Origin of the sequence: Pleomorphochaeta sp. (assembly GCF_050031695.1) — a bacterium.
Classification (GTDB): Bacteria; Spirochaetota; Spirochaetia; order Sphaerochaetales; family Sphaerochaetaceae; genus Pleomorphochaeta.
Genome location: NZ_JBNAIC010000032.1, coordinates 1 through 8,143 on the forward strand (window position 1 = coordinate 1; position 8,143 = coordinate 8,143).

The window sequence follows — 8,143 nt, forward strand, 5'->3', positions numbered from 1 at the left end:
TTAACTTAATAATTATGTACATTTATTATTAATGCTGTAGCTTTTTGTGTGATATTTATATAATGTGAAAATAATAATGAAATTATAGAAACTTAGGAAAATGAACTAATTTGTTTTTATAGTCAAATATAAAATACAAATAGGAAAGGATAAAAATATGAAATCAACAGTTGCAGATTTAACATTAATCTTAACTGCAATTTTATGGGGAAGTGGCTTTGTTTTTAGCCAATATGCAATAGATAGTAACATGAGTGCTTCCCTTATATTACTTACTCGTTTTTCTATTGCGAGTATTATTTTATTTATAGCTTTCTATAAAAAAATAAAAACTATAACAAAAGAAGAGATGAAATATGGCCTTATTGCAGGGGCTATTCTTTTTATAGCATTCTATTCTCAAACTATAGGGTTAAAATATACAACCCCATCAAACAATGCTTTTATTACAGCAACATATGTAATAATGGTTCCCTTTATTACAATGTTTATATTTAAAAAGAAGCCAAAGCTAAAATTCTTTATTTTACCTTTGTTTACTTTTTTAGGTGTTACTATATTATCTTATTCTCCTGAAAATGGAATAAGTTTATCAAAAGGGGATAGCTTAACACTTTTATGTGCTTTCTTCTTTGCACTTCATATAGCATATTTAGATATTGTATCTAAAAAAGTAGATGTAATAAAAATGACCTTTTTACAGATGATAGGAGCTACAATATTTGCATTTTTTGTCTTTGGAGCATTTGAAGGTTTTGAAGTAACTATAACAGATTATAAATTAGGAATATTATCAACACTTTATCTAGGTGTTGTATGCACATGTGTTTGCTACTTTATTCAAACATTCTCACAGCGCCATACTTCATCAGCCAAAGCTGCAATGATTTTATCAACGGAATCTTTATTTGGTTCTCTCTTTTCTGTTCTATTTAGAATAGAAGATTATACTACTAATCTTCTTTTAGGTGGACTATTAATACTTACAACCATTTTCTTATCAGAAATGGATCTAACTAGATTTAGTAAAACCAAGAAGCAAGATAAAAATATAAGAGTTGAAGACTTTAGTTAAGAGATATAACTCATTTTTTAAACTATAAAAATAGTGCTAAAATGCTAAATACAGTTGTAATATATTTTAAATTACATCCTCCTAAATAGCTTTTGTTGCTATAATTATAAAAAAATAAAACATATATTATGTTTTTTTTACTAAATTTTTAATCAATAATAATATATATTTAATATTATAATCGTTTTTTATGTTTATAAAATATTATAATAGAGTTATGCTTTAAATGTTAGTTTAAATTAGATTAAAGGATTATATTATGAAAGTGTTAAGGACTGAATTTAGGAATATTAAATTATATAAAGAAAATTTAGTAATTGATTTTGTTGCTACTGATAGGGTTGTAAATAAAGAAGAAGTGTATAAAGAATCAACTACTCTAAATAGACAAAAGGTTATTTCGATTGCTGGAATAAATGCTACAGGTAAAACTCTTTCTTTAAGATTAATGAAATTTGCATTTAATTTATTAAAAGATAATACAGTATTAAAAGATGAAAAAGTTGAATATTCTCTGTTTCAGGAAAACTCTGAAATAATAATTGATATATTAATAAATGATGAGATATTTAGGTTAAAAAGTATTATAGGTGTTAATCAAGATTCTGCTGAACTATTTATGCAAAATAAAGCATTTTATTATAAAAATGAATTTATCTTTAAAAAATTAATTTCAGAGGTAAAGAAGAAAACTGATGTATTTATGTGGGATGATTCACAAATAATCTTTGAAAGGAATACTTTGAAAATAGACGAACAATCAATGCTAAATAATAATCATAGTATGATTATAAAGATTACTAACCAACATTATCTAAGATTTATCCCTTTTATTGATAACACTAATTTAAATGCACTAGTTAAAGGCATGAATTATGATAAAGTTTATTTTAATTTATTTGATGATAGTTTAGAAACTGTTGAATTTAAGGAAAAAGATAATATAAAAATTAAATTTAAGAAGAAAATGCATAATTATAAAGTTATGGATGTGAGTGAACAATTTAGATTATTATCCTCTGGTACTATAAAAGGAACAGTTTTATTAAATTTAATTACAACGCTTTTTGAATCAGAAGGAGTAGGTTATTTTATTGTTGATGAATTAGAAGCACATTTAAATAAAACATTGGTTGAATTTCTAATCGAATTATTTATGGATGATAAAATTAATAAATTTGGATCTGTTCTGGTATTTACTACACACTATCTTGAAATTTTAGATTCAATAAATAGAAAAGACGCTATTTATGTATCAACAAAAGATGAAAACTATAATTTAAAATTAGTAAAATTTGCTTCGGTTATAAACCGTAATGATGTTAAAAAAAGTGATATTTTATTATCTAATTATTTTGGTAATACCGCACCTAGTTATGAACAAATGCAAAATATCAAGAGGGCTTTATGCAAAAGGAAGAATTAAATTTAGATAAATATATTGATAATTGATTATTTACCAAATAAGTCACCTCTTATAAGTTGTTTATTCACCAGTCTTTTTAGCAATAATTAGAACTAAATAAAATAATAAGTCACCATCAACGAGCCGTTAAGTCACCGCATTGCATGCTATTGCAAAAGATAAAATGTTTTGAGGTATTTCCAGCAATCTTTTTATTCGATATACGGTTATAATTGTATAACATCAGCTATAGATTTAATTATATTTGATGCTACAGCTATTATAGTTCGACACTCTAAAAATATATAAAGAAACAATAAAACATATTGAATTATAATTCTTGTTTTTAGGTGGTGACTTAACAACTTATTGCATATTTTATAAGTGGTGACTTAAGCACTTATTGATGGTGACTTAAATACTAAATAATCAGATAATCGTTTAAAAAAGGAACAGATTTCTAAAGAAGATTTTTGGGATGGTTATGAAAATTTCAAAATTGGAGTATTTATTAAAGAAGCGAGATTAAATAATGGAATTACTCAACAAGAGCTTGCTTTAAGAACAAATACAACTAAGAGTACTATTTCAAGAATGGAAAATCATGCAGAAGATATAAAGATATCTACTTTAGAAAAAGTAGCTAATGCTATAGGTAAAAAAATAAAAATTTCGTTTGTCTGATTTTTTGAAAAAAGTGATTTAGTGAATATTCTCTAAATAAACTACTAATAGTATCCACTTTAACTACCACCTTTCTCTGAAGTTAACTAATTTATCTGTTTATTATTCTATATTCATTAAAAAGTAATATGTTTTTATTGTATTTTGCTAAGTTTAAGACTTCATCACTAAACCCTGTAACAGAAAATAACCCATATACTTTTTCATATTCTGTAAAGATTTTAGATTTTTCAACTAACTTATTATAAATATTGATGTCAACGAGTTTTGTTTTAAAGAATTTACATTCACCTAAAAATAACTTGTTTGTTTCATTATCAATTGAGACTATATCAATTTCAATTGAATGATTTCTATTGAAATAGGATCCTAATGTAAAAGGTGCCCAATCAATTTTATTGTTTTTTATTTCTGAAATAAATAATTGTCTACATATTTTTTCAAAGGCTCTCCCTTGAAATTGATAATAAAAAATTTCATTAAAATGATTATATACTTGAGAATATAATCCTCTATCTATTTGGGATTCATAAGGTTTTATAAAATGGAAATAAAAATTAAGAAAATTATCATTAATTACATAAATACCTTTTCTGCTTTTTTTAGATTCCGTAGCTGGTATTTCTTTTTTTATTATCAACTGTTCTTCAAGGAGCCTAAGAGCTGGACTAATTTCATTTGTTTTTTTATTTAATGAACTTGCAATTTCTGATGGTCTTGTATAACCCTTACCAATTGCATTAATAATGGAAAGATATGAATTATTTAAATTATAAGAATGCTTTAATAAAATATTTGGTTCAATATATAAATATCCACTGGTTTTAAAACAAGTATTTTTGACAAATGATTCTATGTTATTATTTTGTACTAATTCTAAATATAAAGGGATTCCCCCGGTTATTGAATATAATCTAACTTGATCTTTAAAGGTTTTACTATTCATCATTTTAACAGCATCAATAAAAGGTAGTTGATCTACTTTGATTTGGCTTGTTCTTCTCCCATATAGTGGAGAATTATAATCTAAAGAACTTGATTTCATTATTGAAACTAAAGACCCACATATAATAAGCATTATATCAGACTTAGATAATGATAAGTCCCATATTTTTTGTAGTATTGAAGGGAAAGCTTTATTTTTTGAAACTAAGTATGAAAATTCGTCAATTACTAATATGTTTTTTTTATTTTTATCAATAGTGTTTATGTAAATATTAAAAGCGTCTTCCCAAGATTCTGCTTTATAATTTTTTAATAAAGGATTATTTGTAGCTAAATAAATCGAATTGATAAAATTGGATATATTGATAATATCTTCATCCTCAGTAGCTTGGAAAAATATGGATTCTTTTGATTCAATAAATTTTTGAATTAAGGTTGTCTTTCCACATCTACGACGTCCATATATAACAACAAAACTATGTTTATTATTATATTCAGTATTTAAATGCTATAATTCTTCTTTTCTACCAACAAACATAACTCCACCTTCTATAACAATATTACAATTATAATATTACTTTCTAAATAGTCTAATTTAAATTAGTCTAATTTTGGTTAGACTATTTTATAAAAGAGTCAATGCTTTGCATTTCTTAAGAAATAATAAAAATCATCAATAAAAAAAGGTTGTGAAAATTATTATTAATCTGATCTATTTTAATATGAATAATTTAGCTGCTAATAATAAGTAATTATTTTCATTTTTCTCTTGATTTTGCTTAGCAGGTTTAGATTGCTATATACAATTATTTAAGATTAAGTCTCAAATTAAACTAAGAGTAGTTTCAATTTATTCTTTAAAAGATGGAAGTATTACAATACAATCAATTAACGAAAAACAAATAATTATATATAGCAGAGAATATGCAGATAAAGCTAAAAGAAATAGAAGAAAAGCAATAGAAAAAGCTTTATCAAGAGTTGGAACTAGTCGAAAAGCTAACAAGTAGGTATATGAAAAATATACTTTAGAACAGTTTCTTGATGAAAATAATAAAGTTATTAAGTTTAAAAAGAATATCCGCACACACCTCTCATAAAATTAGAATTTAATTTATTATTTTTGTAAAATTAGTTTATTTATTTAATTACTCTTCACATAGATAATCTAAATTATAGTAAGTATAATTTGAAACTTCATTATAATTAAAATCAAGATCTATTCTAGGAGTAATTGTTACATTATTTTTATATTCAGAATATTTCTGTATTGTAGTATTTAATGATTTGACAAAATTTTCGACTTTACTTTCAGAACTCATAATTTCAGTATTAATAACAAAAAAAACTTCATACGTTTCTGTTGCTTTATCTACATCTATGAATATTGCACTGATATCCATTTTATAATTATTTAATTTTTTAGGTAATTTAAGTACATTTCTGAACAAGTTATTAATAGATTCAGGTAAAGATTCTCTTCTATAACGTGCAGCTAGCCAATTCTGTAAGATGAATAGTGTTAAATTAGAAATTACTTTTTTTTCTGCTTTAATATTAATTAATTTAGATTTTTCAACAAAAATTTTTTCAGATGCTATTATATTATATAAATACTCTTTACCATTTAAGTTTGTCTCAAAATTTAGCTGTCGTGCAGTTTTTCCATTTTTAGTATTACCATCAATTTGTTCTATTAAATGGCAAGGTAAAAGTTCAATGAATGGTTCTTTTTCTTTAGGTCGATCAATATCACAAGAATGAGAAATTACGATGTATGTATCACAATCTTTATAATTAGCATCTTGATAATGTATATAATCTCCCTGAAGTAAGCCCATTGTTAATCCTCATATAATATAGGTACAGAAAATTTTTCTAGATTGCTTTTATTTTTTGACGAAATCCTAACAATTTTACTTTGTCTTGAGACTTCTGCTTTGCATAAAAATTGTACAAAATCTAAATAATTGGCATTTTCTTTTTTTAAGTAGCTTGTTAAAGTTTCTCCGTTCTCATCTCTTCTTTTGAATATAGTAGAAAAAGATTTTAAAGAATAATCTTTAGTGACAATATTTATAATTTTGTTTAATTTAATGATAATTGAATCTGAAGATTTATCTTTAGGTTCATTCCCATTTAAATAAGCATATATAGTTGGTCTAGTGACATCTAGTAAAGTAGATAAAGCTGCAACGCTTAATCCTAAATACTTTTTAGAATTCACTAATGTATTTTGATAAGATAATAGTTTATTTTCATCTCGTCCTATATTAGTTGCTTTACTAATGATATTTTTATTACTCAAAGCATAATAAAAATCTGCAGAAGACCAAATATTATTTTTTTCTTTAAATTGAGAAATTATAATATTATCAATTTGATTTGAAATAAGATTTTTGATTATGCCAGTTTTATTATTTCCTAATTTAGGTTTTATAATACAAAATTCCTTAGAATCAAGATTAGTAGATGTATTATTTAATTCAATATCAAATTCACCAAAAATAGGTGTTGTTTGTTTTATTGTATTATTTAAGTTGCATATATTCATCATTTGAATGCCTCTATTGCATCTTTAGTAATAGCATTAAAAAATATTTTAGATGCATTATTATTTAATTCTTTAGTATAGTCATATATTAAATTTAAATCTTTTAGTTGCAAGTCTATAAAATGAATTATTTGATCAATATCTAAAAATGTAATTATATTATTAGGCTTAGGTATATTTTTTTCTAAAGAAAATACATTCATTGGTGTTTTTATACCCATATCGTTTTGATAAATTCGCAAAAGTAGATTTGAAATATCATTTTCACCTATTTTAATTGGACCTCTTATACTGCTATTTATTAATAAAGTGTCTAAAGGAGTAATTGAATGACTTAAATCTATACCTTGGTACTGCTGTTTTAAATTTCTTTTTGAGCTATCGATTCCTTCAAAACTATTAACATATCTTAATCCAATTCTTTCGATAAGAGTACCTTTAGTTAAATCTACTAAATGTGAGAATATATCTAAGATTGTTTTGTATTTTGATAAAAAGGTTTCAAATGAACTATAATAGTTAACTTGATAAGTTAATTGTCGATTGTTTAAAATAATGAATTCTAAATTATTTTTATCATCTTTATTATAAAAAACCCAATTCTTTTCTTTTTCTGTATTTTGTTCTTTATTTTCTTCATTTAATTTTATACTAGTTTTTTCTATTTCTAAATAATTAGGATATCCTGTTTTTCTGAACTTATCTTGTAAAATGGCTAATTTAGATTCAATTACAAGTAAAGGAGAATACTTAATCTGCAAAATACAAGTATTAATTGGATTATTATTTAACTTAACTTCCATAATACCACCTCTATTACATCTTTACTTTACACTAATTTTTACACTTTTTCAAGAAAAAACATCATCAATATAATAATAGATTCTTTTAAATGTATGCATGATTTTTAATTTGAAAATAACTATAAAAACCAATTGTAACCCATATTATGAATCAGATTAACACTCTGGCTATGAAAAGAGTGTTAATGTTAAAGAGTTTTGTGTGAGTTTAGATAAGGTGTTTTGAAAAACTTTTGTAAAAGAAGTTTTATGATAAATTTTATTCATTTGCTGTACCTGTAATTGTTCACAGGTAAAGTATCTTTTAAAGAAGATGAAAATGATTACAATAAAAATTGCCGCAATTATTGATGCTAATAGCATATCAAAAGGTTATTGAGATCTTCATTAGCGAAGTATGAAAATATTATATTATTTTTTAGTGTTCTATTTGCCTTTGTTAAAATCAATTAAAGAATTATTTCCATGTTTTTAAATGGTTAAGTCTAATAGATGATTCTTAAAATAATATTCTAGTTAAAGGAAAGTTGAGCAATATTTATTATAAGTATCAGCTGTAGTATTTTTTCTGCAGCGTCTTTTGAACATTGAACGTCTGATTTTTCTCGTATTCTTTGCTACATCTTCATCAAGTGTTTTTTCAGCAATAATAAGCAATTTTTCAAGCCCTATTACTT

Annotated in this window: 8 protein-coding genes and 1 pseudogene; 3 read left to right on the forward strand and 6 right to left on the reverse strand. The window is 24.0% G+C overall.

The window, feature by feature from the left end; all coding sequences use genetic code 11:
* The first annotated feature begins 157 nt into the window (after positions 1-157).
* The 3 genes from ACPKM0_RS06190 (at position 158) to ACPKM0_RS06200 (ending at position 3,164) form a co-directional block, all read left to right on the forward strand.
* Positions 158-1,075, forward strand: coding sequence for a DMT family transporter (locus ACPKM0_RS06190; protein WP_472474328.1), 918 nt, complete (start codon positions 158-160; stop codon positions 1,073-1,075).
* 259 nt (positions 1,076-1,334) lie between these two features.
* Complete coding sequence (locus ACPKM0_RS06195) at positions 1,335-2,501, forward strand: AAA family ATPase (protein WP_472474330.1); 1,167 nt, start codon at positions 1,335-1,337, stop codon at positions 2,499-2,501.
* Between the two features lie 489 nt (positions 2,502-2,990).
* Complete coding sequence (locus ACPKM0_RS06200) at positions 2,991-3,164, forward strand: helix-turn-helix domain-containing protein (RefSeq protein WP_472474339.1); 174 nt, start codon at positions 2,991-2,993, stop codon at positions 3,162-3,164.
* 91 nt (positions 3,165-3,255) lie between these two features.
* Here the strand turns inward: ACPKM0_RS06200 and ACPKM0_RS06205 are convergent, their stop codons facing one another.
* The 6 genes and pseudogenes from ACPKM0_RS06205 to ACPKM0_RS06230 all read right to left on the reverse strand — a co-directional run bounded on the left by ACPKM0_RS06205 (position 3,256) and on the right by ACPKM0_RS06230 (position 7,466).
* Positions 3,256-3,804, reverse strand: a complete 549-nt coding sequence (locus ACPKM0_RS06205) for a DUF234 domain-containing protein (protein WP_472474341.1) — start codon at positions 3,802-3,804, stop codon at positions 3,256-3,258.
* Between the two features lie 243 nt (positions 3,805-4,047).
* A pseudogene (locus ACPKM0_RS06210) lies at positions 4,048-4,584 on the reverse strand (AAA family ATPase); the annotation flags it as partial.
* 375 nt (positions 4,585-4,959) lie between these two features.
* A complete protein-coding gene (locus ACPKM0_RS06215; RefSeq protein WP_472474332.1) occupies positions 4,960-5,196 on the reverse strand; it encodes a hypothetical protein in 237 nt (78 codons plus the stop codon).
* Between the two features lie 61 nt (positions 5,197-5,257).
* Positions 5,258-5,950: a hypothetical protein gene (locus ACPKM0_RS06220; protein WP_472474334.1), complete on the reverse strand. Its 693-nt coding sequence runs from the start codon at positions 5,948-5,950 to the stop codon at positions 5,258-5,260.
* Positions 5,951-5,952: 2 nt separating this feature from the next.
* Complete coding sequence (locus ACPKM0_RS06225) at positions 5,953-6,666, reverse strand: hypothetical protein (protein WP_472474336.1); 714 nt, start codon at positions 6,664-6,666, stop codon at positions 5,953-5,955.
* A complete protein-coding gene (locus ACPKM0_RS06230; protein WP_472474338.1) occupies positions 6,663-7,466 on the reverse strand; it encodes a TIGR04255 family protein in 804 nt (267 codons plus the stop codon). The genes ACPKM0_RS06225 and ACPKM0_RS06230 overlap by 4 nt, the downstream gene beginning before the upstream one ends.
* Positions 7,467-8,143: the final 677 nt, after the last annotated feature.